The 16,957-nt window shown below is 61.0% G+C and carries 18 protein-coding genes; 5 read left to right on the plus strand and 13 right to left on the minus strand.

The genetic code is table 11. The annotated features are described in order from the left end of the window. Positions 1-39: 39 nt before the first annotated feature. From BTHE68_RS02470 to BTHE68_RS02530, 13 genes are all read right to left on the minus strand, one after another. A complete protein-coding gene (locus BTHE68_RS02470; RefSeq protein WP_162064996.1) occupies positions 40-828 on the minus strand; it encodes a metal ABC transporter permease in 789 nt (262 codons plus the stop codon). An 8-nt stretch (positions 829-836) separates the two neighbouring features. Next, the gene (locus BTHE68_RS02475; RefSeq protein ID WP_502710564.1) at positions 837-1,724 is read right to left on the minus strand and encodes an ATP-binding cassette domain-containing protein; all 888 of its coding nucleotides are present in this window, start codon (positions 1,722-1,724) and stop codon (positions 837-839) included. Further along, positions 1,721-2,602: a metal ABC transporter solute-binding protein gene (locus tag BTHE68_RS02480; RefSeq protein ID WP_162064998.1), complete on the minus strand. Its 882-nt coding sequence runs from the start codon at positions 2,600-2,602 to the stop codon at positions 1,721-1,723. Before BTHE68_RS02480 ends, BTHE68_RS02475 begins: the two co-directional genes overlap by 4 nt. Positions 2,603-2,641: 39 nt before the next feature. Next, the gene (locus BTHE68_RS02485) at positions 2,642-3,100 is read right to left on the minus strand and encodes a Fur family transcriptional regulator (RefSeq protein WP_061172936.1); all 459 of its coding nucleotides are present in this window, start codon (positions 3,098-3,100) and stop codon (positions 2,642-2,644) included. Positions 3,101-3,343: 243 nt separating this feature from the next. Continuing rightward, on the minus strand, positions 3,344-3,868 hold the full coding sequence (locus BTHE68_RS02490) for an Lcl C-terminal domain-containing protein (protein ID WP_162064999.1): 525 nt from the start codon (positions 3,866-3,868) through the stop codon (positions 3,344-3,346). A gap of 18 nt (positions 3,869-3,886) precedes the next feature. Then, on the minus strand, positions 3,887-4,336 hold the full coding sequence (locus BTHE68_RS02495) for a hypothetical protein (RefSeq protein WP_162065000.1): 450 nt from the start codon (positions 4,334-4,336) through the stop codon (positions 3,887-3,889). An 11-nt stretch (positions 4,337-4,347) separates the two neighbouring features. Then, entirely contained in the window at positions 4,348-5,139 is a 792-nt protein-coding gene (locus tag BTHE68_RS02500; RefSeq protein ID WP_162065001.1) for a hypothetical protein, read from the minus strand. Positions 5,140-5,152: 13 nt separating this feature from the next. After that, positions 5,153-5,713 carry a tetratricopeptide repeat protein gene (locus tag BTHE68_RS02505; protein WP_162065002.1) on the minus strand — a complete coding sequence of 187 codons (561 nt, stop codon included), beginning with the start codon at positions 5,711-5,713 and terminating at the stop codon, positions 5,153-5,155. After that, on the minus strand, positions 5,710-6,456 hold the full coding sequence (locus BTHE68_RS02510) for an enoyl-CoA hydratase/isomerase family protein (protein WP_162065003.1): 747 nt from the start codon (positions 6,454-6,456) through the stop codon (positions 5,710-5,712). The genes BTHE68_RS02505 and BTHE68_RS02510 overlap by 4 nt, the downstream gene beginning before the upstream one ends. Before the next feature lie 160 nt (positions 6,457-6,616). Beyond that, positions 6,617-7,483, minus strand: a complete 867-nt coding sequence (locus BTHE68_RS02515; RefSeq protein WP_197919666.1) for a TauD/TfdA dioxygenase family protein — start codon at positions 7,481-7,483, stop codon at positions 6,617-6,619. Between the two features lie 93 nt (positions 7,484-7,576). Continuing rightward, positions 7,577-8,770, minus strand: a complete 1,194-nt coding sequence (gene argJ / locus BTHE68_RS02520; RefSeq protein ID WP_197919667.1) for a bifunctional glutamate N-acetyltransferase/amino-acid acetyltransferase ArgJ — start codon at positions 8,768-8,770, stop codon at positions 7,577-7,579. Then, complete coding sequence (locus BTHE68_RS02525) at positions 8,767-9,543, minus strand: enoyl-CoA hydratase/isomerase family protein (RefSeq protein WP_197919668.1); 777 nt, start codon at positions 9,541-9,543, stop codon at positions 8,767-8,769. Before BTHE68_RS02525 ends, argJ begins: the two co-directional genes overlap by 4 nt. Positions 9,544-9,567: 24 nt before the next feature. Next, entirely contained in the window at positions 9,568-11,070 is a 1,503-nt protein-coding gene (locus BTHE68_RS02530; protein WP_162065004.1) for an asparagine synthase family protein, read from the minus strand. A 936-nt stretch (positions 11,071-12,006) separates the two neighbouring features. Between BTHE68_RS02530 and BTHE68_RS02535 the strand changes: the two genes are divergently transcribed. From BTHE68_RS02535 to BTHE68_RS02555, 5 genes are all read left to right on the plus strand, one after another. Continuing rightward, the gene (locus tag BTHE68_RS02535; RefSeq protein ID WP_162065005.1) at positions 12,007-12,780 is read left to right on the plus strand and encodes an L-iditol 2-dehydrogenase; all 774 of its coding nucleotides are present in this window, start codon (positions 12,007-12,009) and stop codon (positions 12,778-12,780) included. A 227-nt stretch (positions 12,781-13,007) separates the two neighbouring features. Further along, positions 13,008-14,366: an ABC transporter substrate-binding protein gene (locus tag BTHE68_RS02540; protein WP_162065006.1), complete on the plus strand. Its 1,359-nt coding sequence runs from the start codon at positions 13,008-13,010 to the stop codon at positions 14,364-14,366. Positions 14,367-14,434: 68 nt separating this feature from the next. Continuing rightward, a complete protein-coding gene (locus tag BTHE68_RS02545) occupies positions 14,435-15,373 on the plus strand; it encodes a carbohydrate ABC transporter permease (protein WP_162065007.1) in 939 nt (312 codons plus the stop codon). Continuing rightward, positions 15,370-16,221 carry a carbohydrate ABC transporter permease gene (locus BTHE68_RS02550; protein WP_162065008.1) on the plus strand — a complete coding sequence of 284 codons (852 nt, stop codon included), beginning with the start codon at positions 15,370-15,372 and terminating at the stop codon, positions 16,219-16,221. Before BTHE68_RS02545 ends, BTHE68_RS02550 begins: the two co-directional genes overlap by 4 nt. 10 nt (positions 16,222-16,231) lie before the next feature. After that, positions 16,232-16,945 (plus strand): HAD family hydrolase, encoded by a 714-nt coding sequence (locus BTHE68_RS02555; protein ID WP_162065009.1) that lies wholly within the window; start codon positions 16,232-16,234, stop codon positions 16,943-16,945. Positions 16,946-16,957: the final 12 nt, after the last annotated feature.

Genomic DNA, 16,957 nt, shown 5'->3' on the forward strand with positions numbered 1-16,957 from the left:
TCTGGTTGGCTTGGTCCGTAGCAGCCCAAGCCAACCGCATCAATGCCCGCGCCGCCCAAGCAAACTCGCGCCATACACCAGCGCGGCCAACATCGTGATCCAGAAGCTCGTCGGCCAGTCCGTGTAATACGCGAGCGCGAGCCCGATCCACGCCTGCCCGAGCGCGAACAGCGCCGCGAGGATCAACCCTGACGACAGCCGCGTCGTCACATTCTGCGCCGCGGCCGCAGGACCGACCATCAACGCGAAGACGAGCAGCACCCCAACGATCTGCGTGCAAGCCGCAACCGCCAGCGCGGTAATGGCAAGAAACAGCACGGAAACGAGCCGCAACGACACGCCCTTGGCCTCCGCAAGCTCCGGCTGCAACGACGCGAACAGCAAAGGCCGCATGATGAACCCGAGCGCGCCGAGGCTCACGACCGCGAGGCCAGCCAGCACCACGAGCGTCTCATGACTCACGCCGAGCACGTTACCGAAGAGCAGCGCCGTAGCCTGCGTCGCATACGCGGTGAAGAAGTGCAGAAACAGCAGCCCGAACCCGAGCGATAGCGAAAGAATCACGCCGATCGCCACATCGCGGCCCGAGAGCCGCTCGCCGAGCGCGCCCATGCCGACGCCCGCCGCGAGCGTGAAGCCGACCATCCCCCAGAGCGGCGACACGCCGAGCAGCACCGCGCCCGTCGCGCCGGTGAAGCCGACGTGCGATAGCGCATGACCCGCGAAGGTCTGCCCGCGCAGCACCAGAAAATACCCGACGATTCCCGCCAGCACCGCGACGATCCCCGACGCCGCGAATGCATTCACCATGAAGTCGTATTCGAACATTGTGCTTTCTATTTGATGTGGCTGTGACCGTGACCGTGCTCATGCGCGTGATCATGCTCATGCTCGTGTTCATGCTCTTCGCCTTCCTCGTGCGCGTGATCGAGCTTGTCGATTTCGACATCGCCCGACATCACGAAGATGCGGCCGTTCACGCGCATCACGTCGATGGGCGATCCATACAGACGCGACAGCACGGGTTTGGAGATGACTTCATCGACGGTGCCGAGCGCCGCGCGCCCGCTGCCGAGATACAGCACGCGATCGAGCGAATTCAAAAGCGGATTGAGTTCGTGCGCCGAGAACAGCACGGTGATGTTCAACTCACGCTGCACGCGCCGAACGAGTTCGACGACACCCGTCTGATGGCGCGGATCGAGGCTGATGAGCGGCTCGTCGAGCAGCAGCAGACGCGGATTGCCGAGCAGACATTGCGCGAGCAGCAGACGCTGACGCTCGCCGCCCGACAGCTCCGAGAGCGGTCGCGAAGCCAGCTGATGCGCGCCGACGAGATCGAGCACGCGTTCGACATCCGCGCAAATCTGCGCATTGCGATGTGGCAGACCCCAGCGATGCCCGTCCGCCGCCATCGCGACGAAATCGCGTCCCAGCACGCGCCGGTTGGCGAGTCCCGTGCGAATCTGCGGCATATAGCCGATCGACGCATTGCCACGCTCGACCGCTTCGCCGTTCACGCGGATCGTCCCGCTCTTGACCGGCACGAGCCCGAGCAGCGCGCGCATCAGCGTGGTCTTGCCCGCGCCGTTCGGCCCGAGCACGCCGATGAACTCGCCGTTGCGTACCGTGAAGCTCGTGTCGTTGAGAATCTCGCGCCCGCCGAGCGCGAGCGTCACGCGATTGACTTCCAGCGCGGCCTGCGTGGGTGCGGCGGCGTTCATCGTTGCCATCCTTGCAGTGCGCCCGCGAGCGCGTCGAGTTGCGACTGCATCCATTGCTGATACGTCTTCTTCGCGGGCAAGGTCTCTGTCACGCTGATGCTCGGCACATGCGCGTCCTTCGCGACGTTGAGCAGACGCTTCGTCAGCGCGCCGGTCGCCTGACTGTTGTAGATGAGAACGTGCACGCGGCGCTCGCGCAGATCCTTTTCGAACGCGGCGATATCGGCGGGGCTCGGCTCGGTCTCGTTCATCGACGCCAGTTGAAAGCGCTGGTTGCGCATCTCGAAGCCGATCGCATCGGCCATATAGCCGAACACCGGCTCGGTTGCCGTCACGGGCACGCCCTTGTAGTGTGCCTTCATCTGTGCGACGCTGGCGTCGATGGGTTTCATCGAATCGAGGAAAGTCGCGAGGCGCGCGTCGTAGTCGCTCTTGTGCGACGGGTCCGCGCTCGCGAGATACGCACTCACCGCTTTGGCGACGGCGGGCATCGTCGCCGGGTCGTACCAGAGATGCGGATTGTCCCCGGACTTCTTGCCGACGAGCTTCGCCGCGACGATCACCGTGCGCTTGTCATTGCTCTTCGATGCCGAGAGCAGCTTGTCCATCCACGGATCGTAGTCCGCGCCGTTATAGACGACGAGCGCCGCATGCTGCAACGCGCGCGCGGTTTTCGGGCTCGCTTCGAAGAGATGCGGATCTTCGTCGGGATTGCTGAGGATGCTCGTCACCTGCACGCGATCGCCGCCGAGCTGGCGGATGACGTCGCCGTAGAAGTTCTCCGCCGCGACGACCGGCACGCGCGCGGTCTGCGCCGTTGCCGCGTTGCAAAAGCCGAGCGTGAGGGCGAGGCAGGTCAGGACGTGCGCGAATTTCATCGGGTTCCTCGGGTTGTAGTGTTCTCGATGCGAAGCGCTTCAGGCGCCGCGATGCTTTTTCTGACAGTCGGCGCACAGGCCGCTCAGTTCGACGACCTGGTGATGCACCTGAAAGCCATGCGCGGGCGGACTTGCCGAGAGCGACGAAGCGAGTTCGCGGCCCTGGATTTCGAGCGTGGCGCCGCATTCATCGCAGATGAGGAACTGGCTTTCGTGCGGCGTGCCCGCGTCGCAGCACGCGACGAACGCGTTCTTCGATTCGATGCGATGCACGAAGCCGTTCTCGACGAGAAAATCCAGCGCGCGATACACCGTGGTCGGCGGCACGCGCGCGCCGCGCTTGGGCTCCATGACGTCGATGAGGTCGTAGGCGCCGATCGGCTTGTGCGCCTTCAGCACGAGTTCGTAGACCTGGCGGCGCAGCGGCGTGAGTGCGACGCCGCGTTCGATGGCGAGGGCTTCGGCGCGCGCCAGAATGGATTCGAGGGATGCGGTCATGTCAGATCGGCCACCGGGGCGGCGCATTCGAGGATGTCTACGTCCCGACGCGCAACAACGGACGTCGAGAGAGGTTGAGATGATATAATGTATCACATCGAGCCGCTAGAAGGGTGCCTCAACTCGCGACTCGCTGAACTCGGAGCAGAAGGAAAGGATTTTCGAGCAATATTGTTGCGATGGTCGCGCGAACGCTACTGCGAAGCGCGACGGAGACTACCTTCGACGAAAGTGGCCACGCGCTTATCGTATTTGACTTTCCACGCTGCGGACCAGAAGCACGGACAGTGTGAAGCCTGCGCTGTGAAAATCGATGGAGCCGTCCGTGAGATTGAAGTAATAGTACGTGCCGGGCATGGCTGCCGTCGAGGTCCAGAATTTTGCGCCTTCGCCGAAGTCAGATAGTGCGACATCCGGAAACGCTCTCGCATCGATCTTTGGCCCCTTGCACGAATTCACGCGAAGCGTGTCCATTTCACGTCCCGTGGGAACGCGCCATCCTGGCCCCGCTCGTCGCGCAGCCCGTCGTGCTTCGTCCTGACTCAGACCCGCTGGCTGACCGGCGCATCGTTGCTTATTCTTGTCCCATTCCCTGCCGACAGCACATCTTTTCCAGATCAGACCGGTCTTTCGGATGATCGCGAGGTCGCCTTGCAGCGTGATGTCTTTATCGAATCCTCGAACGCAGGCTGCCATGCCTTCGGAGCATGTCAGAAATGACAACAGGGATACAAGAGGCAAACACCATCTCATTTTCGCAATATTCATGGGTTGTGATTTCCTGATTCATTTCGCTGAGTAGCTCAGTCGGCCGGCGCGCGCGTCATGCATGATCGCGTAGATGAGCGGATCGTTCGTTACGCGAATGCGGCCGGTGTGGACGAGCTTGTTGCCGATCAAGGTCGTGCCGCGTACGAACTGGCAGTTGTCGAAACAACTTAACGTTCCGCTGCTCGCGCCATCCTGATAACGGATGACAGGTTCGTTGTCCTTGCTCCTGCCCACGTACCAGACCAACACCAGGCTCTGCGCGTCGACTCCGTCGCCGCCTGGCACCTTCGCATACTCATACGCGTCGCCTTTCCTGCCGACGTAGTAGTGGTTAGGTATGGGTGTTGACGTAGCGCGCTCGGCAGATGATCGGTCGACCGCTGAGCCCCCAAGAGTCGGGTGAGCGACGCACAGCGCTGCAAGCGGCACCACCTGAAACCTGAGAATGCGAAGTAGCAGGTTCATGTCCCGACACGTCACATGCGACGCGGATTGCCCGCGAGACTTCTGGCGTCAAGATCGATATTCTCGGCCCGGACAAACTCTGGCATGGTGTGCCACTTCACTACGCCGTTCGGCAAACCATAGGCGAGCTCGCTATCTTTCGGCTCATCATAGGTGTCGGGCGCGCTTGTAAAGCGTGTCTTTCTCCACGCCAACGCGACGAGTTGCCTTTTTTTGCCAGGCAACACTTTGAAGACGCGGATCCATGCCGGGTTCTCGTCGAGCGGGGACAGTTCAGAACCATCACTGTCGCCCATGGAAGATGCACGTGCCCAGCCGACCTCGATGATCTTCACTGTCTTGCCCGCTTGATCCAGTTGCTCCTGCCTTTGAACCTGTTTGCCCAGCAACTGAAAGCGCGACACCGGAATATGCGAGCCGGCCCGAAAGTATTCTGCGACGACCCAGTCTCCGCCCGAGGAAACAATGGGCACGTCCCGGCGGCGGTCATAGGCATAGATTCCGGTCAGGTGCGACAGCAACGACTGTGGAACTCGAGCATCGGGAAAGGCGTAGCGGGCGGGCTTGAAGTCGCCGGTTTCGGACGCAATCGAATTGGCGGCATTCATGTCGAGCTTCAACTGCTGAGGCGGCAAACTGATCGAGATGAGCCGCCCATCGGCGACGCTGGCGACGTAGGGCGGATGCGACGATTGAACCGTCCTGGTCGCGTGCGGGGTCGATGCCGGAGTTGCAGCGCCGGAATGTTTCGATGCAGCGAAGAGTGCGGCCGTGAGCAGCAGCGCTGTATGCCAAAGTCTCATGATTTCGGAATGTTCAACGGGTAAGCGGCGAACGAGCGTTTCGTTCCGGGGCGAGCGAGCAGTGAGCTCCCATCGCATACTTGACTTCTTCAATGCCGCTGTCGCCTGCGTGGCAGAACCATTTCACGGCTTCCTGACAATTTTCGGATGTGCCGGTGCCGGACGCATAAAGGTGGGCGACGATCATCGCGGCTTCCACGTCACCGTGTTCCGCGGCGCTCAGGAACCAGGCGAACGCTCGCTTCGAGTCCTTCCTCGCGTGCTCGCCTGTCAGGTATGCAGCTCCGATATCGAACCGCATCTCGTTCGGCATCGATCGGTCGGCTTGCTCATTGAGCGAAGCAGCATCGCCGTCAGAGAGCGGCCTTTTCGGTCTTTGTTCGCTCAAGCGAAACGCGATCGCATTCTCTATGTCCGCGCGGGTGACGACGCTTCGTAGCAGCCTGCTTTCGAGCGGGCACGATGCTGGTTGAGCCAAGGTCTCCTGGGGCGCCTGCAGAAGTAATGAGCAGAGCGCGGCGTACAGCAGACACCGCAGGGTCGAAGTAGGGCCCGCTGCGGGCAGGCGCATCATATGCTGTCTGCGCAGAGCAACTTCTTGTACATGTGCCGGGCAGCCGGAAGACACGACTTCAGTTCTTCGACCATGTCGCGCGCGACGATGCGCTTCGTGTGCGCGAAGGCCTGCGGCGAATAGCCGGCGAGCCTCTGTGCCCAGTGCAGTGCGGTGGGCGTCAGGTCCTGGTCACGCACTGCCGAATTGATCAGGTTGTATTCCATGGCGGCAATCGCACCGATTTCGCGACAGCCGTAGATCATTTCGGTGGCCACGCCATACGAGACGAAGTGTCGAAGGATCGTCGCGCCGACCGCGCATCCCACGCCTTGCGTGAGTTCCGGCTCGGCGAATTGCGCGCCGTATGCCGCGACTCGAATATCGCAGAGCAGGGCAAGCTGCAGGCCTTGCCCCTTTACCTCGCCCTGAATGGCCGCGACGATGGGTTTAGGGCAATTGAGCAACGCAAGGTAGAGCGCGACGATGCTGTCCAACCAGGCATCGACATCGTTTTCGCATCGGATTCCGCCGACGTCCCGGACGTCTCCGCCGGCGCAGAACGACGCGTCGGCAGGACCCGAAAGGATCAACGATGCGATCTCGGGGTCGCGTCCCGCGGCCTCGATCGCGCGGACGGCTTTTCGCCGCGAATCCGCATCCAGGAAGTTACTCGAGGTTGCGCCGTCCAGGGTCAATTGAACGACCTTCGACGAAGGATGTTCCACCCGAACAAGATTGTCCATGAAGCTGATTGTTTCCACTGTCTCCTCCAAACTAACGAGTCACCGCGCGAACGCAGCCTGGCGAGGCCTGCACGCATCAAATCGTCGCATGTAAAAATGCAAAATTGATTTGGATGACAAAATAATACAGCGTCACATCCATGGCGGATGAGACGCTGTTGTGGAACCAGCCGGGTGCTTAGCCCAGTGCGACGTCGCGGACCGGGCCGCCCGTGGCCGTCTCAGCCGTCTGTCCGCGCCACAGGACGCGTTCGATGGCCGAGTCGTTGAACTCCTCGCGCTCGTGAATGCTTCGGCGGTTGTCCGTGATCAGCAGATCGCCTTCTTTCCAGTAATGCGTATAGGTATAACGCGGATTCTTGAAAAAGCTCGACAGTTCGGTGAAGAACTTTTGAGTCTCATAGGGCGAGAAGCCGGCAATGCGAGGTTCCCAGCTTGCAGGTTGGCCTTCATCGAAGGGGAAATAGAGCAGCATCTTCCTGACCCATCCGAGATCGGTGAAGACAGGCACCTTGAACCAGCCGTCCGGTGACACGTCAACGTAGTACCCGCGCTCGGTGACGCGCACTTCAAAGGTCTCGTGTTCGAGCACTTCGCGCAGGTGAGCCGGCATCTCGTCCACTGCGAGAACGTGATCGGTCACGAGGGTTGCTCCGCGGAACTTCATATTCTGGATCCGCGCGCCGTAGAGGAAGACCAGATCGACCTGGCTCAGCAGCAGGCCGCCGTCCGCATGAAACGGTAACTGACCACGCCCGGTGACGATTTTTTTCTTGTCGCCGTCGAGTTCGAGCGTATCCCGGTAGCCGTAGCCGACCTTTTCGCGCTCATTCACGTACGCGACGATATTGCCGTAACTCGAATAAAGCTTCAGAAAATCCTGCTTCTGAAGATCTAGATCCCTGATCAGCACGAAACCCTTTTCCTTCAGGATCTCCTTGATCTTCTGCGGATCGGCGCCCATAAAGGCGTCTCGATTCATCAATGCCCCGAATCCCGAAGGCAATAGCGATTGTTTCTCGAATAGACGTACACGTGTATCCACTTGCTTCTCCTATCTGGAGGTGGGAGGGTTTTTCCGAAGATCCCGGCGAATGCGGCGGCGCGCCGCCGCAGTCAGCGGAATGGTGAAACGCAACTACGTGGTGTAATGACTGTTCAACTCGACATACGAGGGCGACAGGTCGCATCCCAGCACCTCGGCGCGCCCGTCGCCGATAGCCAGGTCAACGTGGATATCCAGATGTCGCGAGCTGCGCATCGATTCGCGTACCGCAAGGACATCCGCTTCGCCTGATGACGGGTACACGCGGATGCCGCAAATCGAAATGCGTGTGCGTTCCGGATCGATACGGTAGTTGCGATCGCATTTGCCAATGGCCATCGCGACTCTGCCCCAGTTAGGGTCATTGCCGTGAATGGCTGTCTTGACCAATGGAGAGTTAGCGATCGACTTCGCGATCGCCTTGGCGACCGTTGCCGATTCAGCCCGTTCGACGATGACCTTGAAGATCCTGGTCACGCCCTCGCCGTCGCCCATGACCATCGTCGCGAGGTGCGAAGCCGCATCGACCAAGGCGTGTTTGAAGGCGTCGGCGTCGACCGGACCGGCAAGTCCGTTCGCGAAGATCGCACAACTGTCGCTGGTGGACGTATCCGAATCGACCGTGATGCAGTTGAACGTCTCGTCGATGACCGAGGCAAGACTCGACTGCAAGATGGGCTGGGCGATTTGCGCATCGGTGAAGAAGTACACGAGCAGCGTTGCCATGTCCGGTTCGATCATTCCGACGCCCTTCGCTACTCCTACGAGCACACTGTTCCCAACCGGAATGCAGACCGCCTTGGGCGTCGTGTCCGTGGTCATGATCGTTTCCGCGAAGGCGCGAAAGTCGGCCGGCGCGGTCAATCGGTCCCGATCGGAGGGCAGCGCCTGCGCAATCTTGTCAACGGGCAGTCGTCTGCCAATGACACCCGTCGCGGCGCTTTGCACTTCGTCGGGAGCAATGGCGAGTTGCCCGGACAAGCGGCGTATGAGCGAGTCCAGATCCGCTACTCCCTGCGGGCCGGTCGCGACGTTCGCGTTCTTGGAGACAACCAGCAACGCCCGCGCCGAGCCATGGATCAGTTGCCGGCGCGACGCTCGGACCGCCGGGCTGGCAAAGTGACTGCGTGTGTAGACGCCGGCCACCGCGCACGGAACGTCGCTGAACATCACGGCGACGTCGCGTGACGCATCCTTGATTCCAGCGGAGGCGACGAAGGTTCTGAAACCGCGCGGCATCGGCGAGGCATCACTCAATGGCAGTGAAATGAAATCACGGTCTTTCATTGGACATCCATGCTTACTTCGCTTTCACCGAGCACGCGTGCGAAATGCGCGTGCGGACTGCGGGCCGAGAAAGCGGCCTTGTGAACGCGCTTGGATGCATCGGCGGATTGCAACAGCACCTCGCGCATGCTTTGCACGATGATTTGCTTGGTCGCGCGATAGGGGACTTGCGGGTACGACGCCATCTCTTCCGCACGAGCGATGGCGTCGCGCAATAGTTGTTCGGGCGTCGATAGCCGGTTCACGATGCCATAGGTCATGGCCTTCTCCGCGTCTATCGATTCGCACGCGAATACGATTTCCTGCATGCTCGAATAGCCTACGGCGTGCCGCAATATCGCTGCACCCACCGAGCAGCCGATACCATGCTTCAACTCCGGCATGCGAAATTCCGCCGACCTCGCGGCTTGCCGCCAATCGAACATCAACGCGAACTGAAAACCCATGCCGATGGCGTAACCATCGATGGCCGCGACCGTGGGCTTGTCGACAGACAGGACACTCGAATACAGATTCGTGATTCTGTCGATCCAGCGGTCGACCTCCTCGCCGCCCTTCATCAGCTTCACTTCGTTGAAGTCACCACCTGCACTGAACGAGCGGTCCGGGCCGCCTGTCACGACGACGGCGGTGACGGAGGGGTCGGCGTTCGCTCGCGCGAGCGCCGTCTTGATGCTGCTTTCGAGTTCAGCGCTGAACGGATTCATTCGGCTCGCGTGATTCAGCGTCACGACGCGGACGCCTCGTACATTGGTTTCCATGACCAGCGACATCGATCTTCTCCTGTTGACGTAACGTTAATGCGTGTGCGTTTCCGCGTCGGGCGGCGCGTCTTCGCCGGACAGATACGCCCGATACTTGCGATAGGTGTATTTCGTCTTTGCCGCGTAGTCGGTTGTTTCGACGCCAATGTGGGCCGCGAAGATGCTGTTGACGGAAGACCCTTCGTGGATCCCGATCTTGCGTCGCCAGACGATCTCCTCCGGAAGCAGCGCGTTCTCTGCGGCGCATTCCCGCAGCATGACTTTGACTTCGTCATCCGAAACCTTCATCTCCGGCGCGAGGTTGAGCGCGAACGTCATGAGACGCGTCGTCCAGAACGGATGGTGAACTTCGAGGCCGTATTGATTGGCGCCGTATTGAGAAAACTCACCGGTCCAGCGCGTCCGATAGACTTGCCGCCATAGTTCGGCATTTGCGTCATTGGGCGCGCTGCCGGCCTTCAGAACGCCGCCGAACAGCAGATCCGAGCCGTAGCCCGTGACGATTCGACCGCCCGTGTTCTCCAGCGACCTGTACAGACACAGGAGACTGGCCTGGATTTCGGCCGACAAGCCGTCGAATATCTCGTTGTAGTAAATGGCTTCGTGGGCCCCTCGCAGGATCGCGTCGTCGCTGAAAGTCAGCTCGCGATGTGTGGTGCCGACATGGCGCGCCACCGTCTGCGCAAACGCAAATTCATTACTTGTGCCGGTGCCAATCGCGAACGTGCTGATTTGCGGTCGATGCCGTGCGGCGATCGCTGTCACCATGCTCGAATCCAAGCCGCCGGACAGGGGAATCGAAACCGGGCCGCTCGTATCCGTGACGCTTTTCACTGACGCTGAAAGCAACGAATAGGTCAGTTGTCGCGCGTGCTCGCGTTTCAGTCGCTGGGGCGTCGCGAGCCTGAGCGTCAGATACTGGCGTGCGTTGATCATCGAATGACCACGTCCGTCGAAACCGAATTGGCAGACTGATCCCGGCCGGATGCGCTCTGCGTTGCGAATGGGCAGAAACTTATCCGCCCGATCGTCGTGCGCGATGACCTCGTTCTCGGGCAGGAAATCGAATTCGCCCGGCCCGCACAGGCCAACATTCTTGAGTTCGGAGGTCACCCACAATGCGCGGCCGCGCACTACGTGAACGGGCTGCAGGCCGAGCGCGTCCGTGGCGACGGTCAGCTTGCCTCGCGGCCCGAAGGTCAGAAGGGTGTACGGCCCTTCGACGAGGGAAAGGATTGCATCCCCGTAGGCTTCGAGAAGTATCACCAGGATTTGAACGATATTCGCCGACAGCGCTTCCGCGGTAACCATGGTCGCGACCGAGCGCAGTTCGTCCGCGTTGGTCGGGCGTCCGATTAACACGTGAGTCTGATTGTTTTCGACATGCATGATTTCCGATTGATGGGTGCCGCGCCATCTTTTTAACCAGAATTGCCAGCCCGAAATTTCGAGGAGGTCTCCTTGACGTCGTAAATCCGCCAGAGAAGCCGTAAGCGGTCGGGCCGCATTCGGAGTGGCGACAAATGAGAATGTCATGGCAAATATCAGTTGAGTTGAGCGCTCTCGCGCGGAAAATGCCTTAATAAATAGGGCGGCACTTTTAGCGTCGTCTGAGTCGGGAATCTCTAGGCGGACAGACCAGTGGCGCCGGTTCGCGGCCCCAAATCTCCATCGGTAATTCACTCTTTGGGATTTCTTGCATGCGAGTTGGCATTTCGAGCAAGATCGGCATGAAATCCCAGGTCTATGCGAACTAGCCGTTTCGCGGCAACAAAGACTGCTGTGTCCTTTACCCAGCCGCGACGCGACGAAATGAGCTCAGGCGCGGGTGATCGTCGCTCGATTCTCGTTGGACCACGAGGCTGGAGGCCGAACGCATTACAAGCGATGTTTTTGTTCTTACGCGCAATTGCGTTTGTACTGAATTGAAATTGCTGATTCTAGACAACATGATGCGTCTCCTTTTTTGAGCACTCGATAGGGCGCTTCTAGTGGCAAAGCGTGAATCTGTGTTTTCACGGGTTGCGATCAATGTGGGTGATTAAAGCATAACTAAGCAGTTTCTAAAATGGATTTAGTCCGCAAAATTTTGTAGCTCTCATAATCTGTCCTGTGTTGTGTAAATGGATTAATTTCAGGACAAGGAAGATTGCGTGATGCTTATTTATGAAAGATATATCCAATGATCGCGTTTGATTGATATTTAGCCTGACCGATAATAAGGAAAGGCTTGGACCGGGATTATTTATCTGTAATCTGACGTTGTGCGCGGTACGCTCCTTGCTCGTTTGCCCCTGCCAGACGGGTTTTCCCCAGCACCGCCGGCCATTTGCGCGCCGCAACATCGAAACCCGTGCCGATGCCTTGACACGATCACGCGCAACGCCGATCATTCGATCAAAGAGAGAGCAATTGTTCATTCGCAGAGCGTTCGCTCGGGCGAGTAGCGATTCAAAGCTATCGGAGACATCGGTGAGATTGAGAGACAAGGTCGCGATCATCACGGGCGCTGCGAGCGGCATCGGCGAAGCGGTTGCGCGGCGCTATCTGGAGGAAGGCGCCCAGATCGTCGCCGTCGACGTGAAAGACGAGCACGACATGGCGCAGCGTTTCGCGGACGTCGCCGCGCGCGTGCTCGCGCTCAAGGCGGACGTCACGCGACGCGAAGATATCGAGCGCATCGTTGCGCGGACCGTCGAGCAGTTCGGCGGCGTCGATATTCTCTTCAACAACGCGGCGCTCTTCGACATGCGCCCGATCCTCGACGAATCCTGGGACGTCTACGACCGCCTCTACGCGGTCAATGTGAAAGGCATGTTCTTCCTGATGCAGGCGGTCGCGAAGCGCATGGTCGAGCAGGGGCGCGGCGGCAAGATCATCAATATGTCGTCGCAGGCCGGGCGGCGCGGCGAGGCGCTCGTGTCGCATTACTGCGCGACCAAGGCGGCGGTCATCAGCTATACGCAATCGGCAGCGCTTGCGCTCGCGAAGGAGCGCATCAACGTGAACGGCATCGCGCCGGGCGTCGTCGATACCCCGATGTGGAAGGAAGTCGACGCGCTTTTCGCGCGCTACGAGAACCGGCCGCTCGGTGAGAAGAAGCGGCTCGTCGGCGAGGAAGTGCCGCTCGGGCGCATGGGGCTGCCCGCCGATCTGACTGGCGCGGCGCTCTTTCTGGCGTCATCGGACTCGGATTACATCACCGCGCAGACGATCAACGTCGATGGCGGCAACTGGATGAGCTGATGCGGCCGCACTCGCGCGCGGCTTATGGCTTGCAGCGCGGGAAGCACCGTCTATAGTGAAACGGCGTCAGGACGAAGGCGCCATGGTGACGAAGGAAGGATAAACCCGGCAACCACGCGATCCACGATCGCGCACCCTCAAAAGCAGGCAGCGGCATACACGGCACGTGCGGTCATGCATCGAGACCATCCGCTGTGCCCGTGCCAACAAAAAGGAGACGAACTTCCATGAAACGCACTCAACGCATCGTTCGAGCACAACCGCGCGCGCGCCGCGCCGTATCGGTTCTGTCGGCCGCGCTGGCCGCCGCCGCGCTCGTGCCGTTGTCGGGGCATGCCGCGACGACCATCACGATCGCCACGCTGAACAACCCCGACATGATCGAGCTGAAGAAGCTCGCGCCGGCGTTCGAGAAGGCCAATCCCGACATCCAGCTGAAGTGGGTGATCCTCGAAGAAAACGTGCTGCGTCAGCGCGCGACGACCGACATCACCACCAACAGCGGCCAGTTCGACGTGATCACCATCGGCACGTATGAGGCACCGCAATGGGGCAAGCGCGGCTGGCTCTCGCCGATGACCGGCCTGCCCGCAAACTACGATCTCGACGACGTGGTGAAGACCGCGCGCGACGGCCTCTCGTCCGGCGGCGTGCTTTATGCGCTGCCGTTCTACGTCGAAAGCTCGATGACGTACTACCGCAAGGATCTGTTCCAGGCGGCGGGCCTCAAGATGCCCGACCAGCCAACCTACGACCAGATCAAGCAGTTCGCCGACAAGCTCACCGACAAGTCCAAAGGCCAGTACGGCATCTGCTTGCGCGGCAAGGCCGGTTGGGGCGAGAACATGGCGTTCGTGTCGACGGTCGTGAACACCTTCGGCGGCGAATGGTTCAACGAGAAGTGGCAGGCGCAGCTCGACACGCCCGAATGGAAGAAGGCGGTCGGCTTCTACGCGGATCTGCTGAAGAGCGACGGGCCGCCGGGAGCGAGCTCGAACGGCTTCAACGAGAACCTCACGCTGATGTCCTCCGGCAAGTGCGCGATGTGGATCGACGCGACCGTCGCCGCGGGCATGCTCTACAACAAGTCGCAGTCGCAGGTGTCGGACAAGATCGGCTTCGCGGCCGCGCCCGTCGCCGTTACGCCGAAGGGCTCGCACTGGCTGTGGTCGTGGTCGCTCGCGATTCCGAAGACCTCGAAGCAGCAGGACGCCGCGAAGAAGTTCGCCGCGTGGGCCACCTCGAAGGAATACATCGAGATGGTCGGCAAGGACGAAGGCTGGGCGTCGGTGCCGCCGGGCACGCGCAAGTCGACCTACGCGCGCCCCGAGTACAAGCAGGCCGCGCCGTTCGGCGACTTCGTGCTCAAGGCGATCGAGACCGCGGACCCGAACGATGCGACGCTCAAGAAGGTGCCGTATAGCGGCATCCAGTTCGTCGGCATTCCGGAGTTCCAGTCGTTCGGCACGGTGGTCGGCCAGTCGATCGCGGGTGTCGTCGCGGGTCAGACGGGCGTCGATCAGGCGCTGAAGGCGGCGAACGCAGCCGCGGATCGCGCCGTGAAGCAAGCTGGCTATCAGAAGTAAATCCGCGCGGTACACGGGCCGTTTCATCATGAAACGGCCCGCAGGCATCATCATCGAGAGGTGAAACGATGAGTCAACTGAATCCCCCCATCACCGATCATCCTCTGGAGGAGTCCGCCGCCGAGCGCGACAAGCGGCGCGCGAAGTCGGTGCGCTGGCTGATCTCGCCATCGACCGGACTGCTCTTCCTGTGGATGGCCATTCCGCTCGCGATGACGATCTGGTTTTCGTTCTCGCGCTACAACCTGCTGAATCCCGACGTCAAAGGCTTCGCGGGTTTCGACAATTTCGAGTTTCTCGTTACCGATCCGGCCTTCGGTCCGTCCATCGGCCATACGCTGACGCTGATCATTTCGGTGCTCGTGATCACGGTCGTGGGCGGCGTGTTGCTCGCCGTGCTGTTCGACCGCAAGTTCTTCGGTCAGGGCATCGCGCGGCTGCTCGTGATCGCGCCGTTCTTCGTGATGCCGACCGTGTCCGCGCTCATCTGGAAGAACATGATCCTGCATCCGGTGTATGGCCTGATCGCCAGCCTGATGCGCTCGATGGGCATGCAGCCGATCGACTGGTTCGCCGACTATCCGCTCTTCGCGGTGATCGTGATCGTCGCGTGGCAGTGGCTGCCGTTCGCGTTCCTGATTCTTTTCACCGCGATCCAGTCGCTCGATCAGGAGCAGAAGGAAGCGGCGCGCATCGACGGCGCGGGTCCGTTCGCGATGTTCTTCTTCATCACGCTGCCGCACCTGAAGCGCGCGGTCGCCGTGGTCGTGATGATGGAAACCATCTTCCTGCTGTCGATCTTCGCGGAGATCTATACGACGACCGGCGGCGGCCCCGGCACCGCGACGACCAACCTGTCGTACCTGATCTACGCGCTCGGCCTGCAGCAGTTCGACGTCGGTCTCGCGTCGGCGGGCGGCATTCTCGCGGTCATTCTCGCCAACATCGTCGCGTTCTTCCTCGTGAGAATGCTCGCGAAGAACCTCAAAGGGGAGTACGAGTCATGAGCACCCAACCGGTTTCAGGCGTGCCGCGGACCACCGCACTCGGTCACGCGAAGAACATCGTGCCCGGCATCGTCGCGTGGCTCGTGTCGATCCTGCTGTTCTTCCCGATCTTCTGGATGACGATCACCGCGTTCAAGACCGAGCAGCAGGCGTATTCGTCGTCACTGTTCTTCACGCCAACGCTCGACAGCTTCCGCGAAGTGTTCGCGCGCAGCAATTACTTCGGCTTCGCGTTGAATTCGGTGCTGATCTCGCTGGGCGTCACGGTGATCTGTCTGCTGCTCGCCGTGCCGTGCGCCTATGCGATGGCCTTCTTTCCGACCAAGAAGACGCAGTCGGTCCTGCTGTGGATGCTCTCCACGAAGATGATGCCGTCGGTCGGCGTGCTCGTGCCGATCTACCTGCTGTGGAAGAACACGGGCCTGCTCGATACCGTGTCCGGCCTCGTCATCGTGTACACGCTGATCAACTTGCCGATCGCAGTATGGATGGCCTACACGTACTTCAACGAAGTGCCGAAGGACATTCTCGAAGCGGGCCGCATCGACGGCGCGACGACCTGGCAGGAAATCGTCTATCTGCTGATGCCGATGGCGCTGCCTGGTCTCGCATCGACGGGCCTCTTGCTCATCATTCTGTCGTGGAACGAGGCGTTCTGGAGCATCAACCTGTCGAGCTCGAATGCGGCGCCGCTCACGGTGTTCATCGCTTCGTATTCGAGTCCGGAAGGCCTGTTCTGGGCCAAGCTCTCGGCGGCCTCGCTGCTCGCGGTCGCGCCGATCCTGATCGTCGGCTGGCTCTCGCAGAAGCAACTGGTGCGCGGTCTCACGTTTGGCGCGGTGAAGTGAGGATGCGAGCGTGAACCTCACTCCATCCCACGAAGCCAATCTCGAAGATCGCCTGCTGATCTGCGATTGCGACGGCGTGCTCATCGACAGCGAAGCGGTGGCGGCGCGCATGCTCGTCACCGAGCTGGAGGCGCTGTGGCCGGGCGTCGATGTCGAGCCGGTCGTGATGCCGCTGCTCGGCCTGCGCATCGAGGCGGTGCTCGCGAGCGCCGCCGATACGGTGAACCGCACGCTCACGCACGATCAGGTCGTCGCGATCCGGCGTTCGGTCGAAGTCGCGGCGATGCAGGCGCCGACCGTGGCGGGCATCGCCGAGGCGCTCGCAGCCGTGCCCTTCACGAAGGCATGCGCGAGCAACAGCTTTTCCACCTATGTCGACGCCGTGCTGCAACGCACCGGCCTGCTGCGCTTCTTCGGCGAGCGGCGTTTCTGCGCCGATATGGTCGAGAATCCGAAGCCAGCGCCCGACGTCTATCTCGCGGCGGCGCGCGCGATGCGTATCGATCCGCTGCGCTGCCTCGTCGTCGAGGACAGCGTGACGGGCGTGACGGCGGCGAAGGCGGCGGGCATGCCGGTGCTCGGTTTCATCGGTGGCGGTCATGCGACTGAAGGACAGATCGGCGCGCTGCAGCGAGCGGGCGCGCAGGCGGTATTCGACGACATGACGCGCTTGCCGGCGCTCGTCGAGCAATGGCTGCAGAACGCGGCGTTCGAAATCAGATAGCGACGGCGCGCG

It is taken from the genome of Burkholderia sp. THE68 (assembly GCF_009938265.1).
Taxonomy (GTDB): Bacteria; Pseudomonadota; Gammaproteobacteria; order Burkholderiales; family Burkholderiaceae; genus Caballeronia.

Excerpts from the sequence above, each read along its gene's own strand:
- BTHE68_RS02485 (WP_061172936.1), bottom strand. The coding sequence starts at position 3,100 with ATGACCGCATCCCTCGAATCCATTCTGGCGCGCGCCGAAGCCCTCGCC.
- BTHE68_RS02480 (WP_162064998.1), bottom strand. The coding sequence starts at position 2,602 with ATGAAATTCGCGCACGTCCTGACCTGCCTCGCCCTCACGCTCGGCTTT.
- BTHE68_RS02550 (WP_162065008.1), top strand. The coding sequence starts at position 15,370 with ATGAGCACCCAACCGGTTTCAGGCGTGCCGCGGACCACCGCACTCGGT.
- BTHE68_RS02495 (WP_162065000.1), bottom strand. The coding sequence starts at position 4,336 with ATGAACCTGCTACTTCGCATTCTCAGGTTTCAGGTGGTGCCGCTTGCA.
- BTHE68_RS02525 (WP_197919668.1), bottom strand. The coding sequence starts at position 9,543 with ATGTCGCTGGTCATGGAAACCAATGTACGAGGCGTCCGCGTCGTGACG.
- BTHE68_RS02470 (WP_162064996.1), bottom strand. The coding sequence starts at position 828 with ATGTTCGAATACGACTTCATGGTGAATGCATTCGCGGCGTCGGGGATC.
- BTHE68_RS02475 (WP_502710564.1), bottom strand. The coding sequence starts at position 1,724 with ATGAACGCCGCCGCACCCACGCAGGCCGCGCTGGAAGTCAATCGCGTG.
- BTHE68_RS02545 (WP_162065007.1), top strand. The coding sequence starts at position 14,435 with ATGAGTCAACTGAATCCCCCCATCACCGATCATCCTCTGGAGGAGTCC.
- BTHE68_RS02490 (WP_162064999.1), bottom strand. The coding sequence starts at position 3,868 with ATGAATATTGCGAAAATGAGATGGTGTTTGCCTCTTGTATCCCTGTTG.
- BTHE68_RS02505 (WP_162065002.1), bottom strand. The coding sequence starts at position 5,713 with ATGATGCGCCTGCCCGCAGCGGGCCCTACTTCGACCCTGCGGTGTCTG.
- argJ (WP_197919667.1), bottom strand. The coding sequence starts at position 8,770 with ATGAAAGACCGTGATTTCATTTCACTGCCATTGAGTGATGCCTCGCCG.
- BTHE68_RS02530 (WP_162065004.1), bottom strand. The coding sequence starts at position 11,070 with ATGACATTCTCATTTGTCGCCACTCCGAATGCGGCCCGACCGCTTACG.
- BTHE68_RS02540 (WP_162065006.1), top strand. The coding sequence starts at position 13,008 with ATGAAACGCACTCAACGCATCGTTCGAGCACAACCGCGCGCGCGCCGC.
- BTHE68_RS02500 (WP_162065001.1), bottom strand. The coding sequence starts at position 5,139 with ATGAGACTTTGGCATACAGCGCTGCTGCTCACGGCCGCACTCTTCGCT.